Source organism: Actinomyces sp. ICM58 (assembly GCF_000283035.1).
Lineage (GTDB): Bacteria > Actinomycetota > Actinomycetes > Actinomycetales > Actinomycetaceae > Pauljensenia.
In genome coordinates, this window is the sequence record NZ_ALIY01000227.1 from 1 (window position 1) to 2,491 (window position 2,491).

The window sequence follows — 2,491 nt, forward strand, 5'->3', positions numbered from 1 at the left end:
CGACCGCGCGCGTGAGCTCTTCATCGCGGGCTTCGGCGCGGCTCCGGTGGGGCAGTGAGCGCCGTTGCCGCCCAGGCGATGGGCGTGAGTGGGGTGAGACGACGCCCCGACGTCACGCCGACGGAGTCGACAGGAGTTCCGGGGAAGGCTCCCAGCAGAAGGTGACGGTGCCGTGTGCTCCCGGACCGCTGGCAGGCATCACGTCGAGGAGGGTGGCCCTGCCCGCGTGCGGCAGCTCCAGTGTTTCTCCGACGGTGACATCGACGGCGTTCACGTAGCCGTCCGGGTACTCCGTCGCGTCGTAGCCTCCGACGACGGTTGCGGTCATGACGCCGTCTACGATGCGAAACCCGGTCCACACGTAGGAAGGCTCCGGCTTATCCGGGTGCGGCCGGAAAACTGCGACTTCGTCGACCGATACTACTTCTCCTGCGCATGGTGCCATGGTTCTATCCTTCGTGGGCGTGAGTGTGGGTGCGGGTGTGGGAAGAGGGGATGCCGTTCCCGTGGCGGTGGGCGTTGGCGAGGCCGTGGTAGGGCTGGCCGTTGGAGTCGGGGTAGGAACAACCGGGGTGCAGCTGGCAAGGGCGAATGCCGCTACGATGGGCAGATAATGCTTCATGATGTTCGGCCAATTGTGGTGGCACCAAAGTACCGTTCGTAATCCTCCCACGACATTGTAAAGGTGGCGGGTTGGCTTTCCCCCTGTGTTCCGGGATTCGTCCCGTGCGGATTGCACAGGGTGATACCGTTCTCGTCGGAAGCGGTAACGGTATACGCGTGTGACTGGTAGAGCCTGATGTCAGCGGTCGTTCCGTTGCTCGTGGTCACGGTTACCGTCGCCATTCGCTGGTTGTCGTACTGTTCGAGGCTCGTGGCTGATTCAGCGATGATGGGGAGGTGCTGGCTACTTGCCGCTTGGATGCGGGCGCGCTCGCTGGGCGTGTAATCAGGTGATCCCTCATCGGAACGAAGGGTGTATCCGGTGTGCTGTGTCAGCGTGTGGAGAGCCTTTTCGCTCCAGCCTCCGGACATGCCGTAATGCGGTTGTCCTGAGTCGTTCGCACCTCCGCCATGAGCTTGCCCATAGGCTGCTTCCATGAGCGAATAGACCGTGACTTGGCCGTTCTGCGTGACGCCATTGAGGTAGTAGTCGTGGACGAGGACCCGTTGTGTGCCAGAGCGGGTTGGATCGGCGGGATCGTTAAAGATGGTGACGTAGTAGCCGTCAACGTGTGTCTTAGACGCATCGTAGTGGGGTTCGATCAGTGACGCGAGGAGTTCCTGTCCCTCGGGTGATTGAGCAAGTCCCATCAGTGAGGAGAGGTAGTAGCAATCACCGATATTGCCTTGCTTCATTCCTGAGAAGTCGAAGGAACCGTTGAGTAGGTCGTTAAGATCGGCATTGATCTGGTCAATCTGCGTGTCAGTGAAATGCGCGCGCTGACCGGTCTCGGTTGGATTTCCGGACTGATCGACAGTGATGGGTTCATCGTGGAACGTCTGAGCGAGTTCCTGGCCGTGCTGCTCGGTCGCCTGTTTGACCTCGATAATCTTAGCGTAGGCGGCGAAGGCGAGGGCAGCTGCCTGCACGCACAGCTCCTGGTAGACGAGGGGCCGGAGTGCGGCAGGGGTCTTGGCGAACTCTTGGTCAAGTTTCTCGGCGTGGTAGCGGAGCTGTTCGATATAGCGCTGCCCTGAGTCTACTGTCCAGCCTTGCTTCTCGAGGACGGAAGCGCCGTCGATGATGCCCTCTCCCAGGTTCAGATACCTGTGATAGGTGCGCTTAGATGACCGATGAAAGCTGGCCCTCGCGAATCCGACCCATGAGGAGAGCGCCTCATCAACGGCGTGAATATCGTCGGCGGCTGAAGCGATCTGCTGTCCTACCTGCTTCCAGGCGGCCGCCGTAGCAAAAATCGCTCCTGACTGACCGGGCACATCGTTGATCCACGACACAAAGTTAGTCATTGGGGGTCCTTGCTGTCACAGGGGGATTGCGATGTCGCGTGTAAACGCCGACGCCCAGGCGGCGTCCTGATCGACGCTGTGTCGACTCGTGTCATTGAGTGCTTCTGAGGTCATGGCGTGCCATTGCCGGATGCGTTCGCGTCGAACATCCACGCCTCGCACAAATCGGGCATTCCCAGCGCTCATGGCTAGGCCTCCGAGTGCGCTGGGGCTGGGAGTCGGTGGCGTTTGGATGCCGTCGGTGGCCTCGCCAATTGCGTCCAGGTCGTTCGCAGCCTTCGTGATGTCGTCAGGGTTGATCTGAAGGTCCGTGGACATAATCTCCCTATCATCGCGTGCCGTTGTCGCTGAGTTCGGGAAGGCTATCACGCGGTGCGAGTCGCTTTCAAGCTCAGGTTGGAGCCTCGGCAATAGCAGGGGGTCCGCACGCATACTGCTGGACGTGCTGTTCGGTATTTACCGATTGGGCCCGTGGTCGCGTGGACGACGAGGTGCTTCCACTGGCCGCGGACGTCTACGC

General features: G+C 60.8%; 3 protein-coding genes. All 3 read right to left on the reverse strand.

Translation table 11 applies throughout. The features are described from left to right. Positions 1 to 112: 112 nt before the first annotated feature. Positions 113 to 445 carry a hypothetical protein gene (locus HMPREF1138_RS10955; RefSeq protein ID WP_155887171.1) on the reverse strand — a complete coding sequence of 111 codons (333 nt, stop codon included), beginning with the start codon at positions 443 to 445 and terminating at the stop codon, positions 113 to 115. A gap of 173 nt (positions 446 to 618) precedes the next feature. Beyond that, a complete protein-coding gene (locus HMPREF1138_RS10530; RefSeq protein ID WP_009059487.1) occupies positions 619 to 1,971 on the reverse strand; it encodes a C2 family cysteine protease in 1,353 nt (450 codons plus the stop codon). A 15-nt stretch (positions 1,972 to 1,986) separates the two neighbouring features. Continuing rightward, positions 1,987 to 2,289 carry a hypothetical protein gene (locus tag HMPREF1138_RS10070; RefSeq protein ID WP_009059484.1) on the reverse strand — a complete coding sequence of 101 codons (303 nt, stop codon included), beginning with the start codon at positions 2,287 to 2,289 and terminating at the stop codon, positions 1,987 to 1,989. Between the last annotated feature and the right edge of the window lie 202 nt (positions 2,290 to 2,491).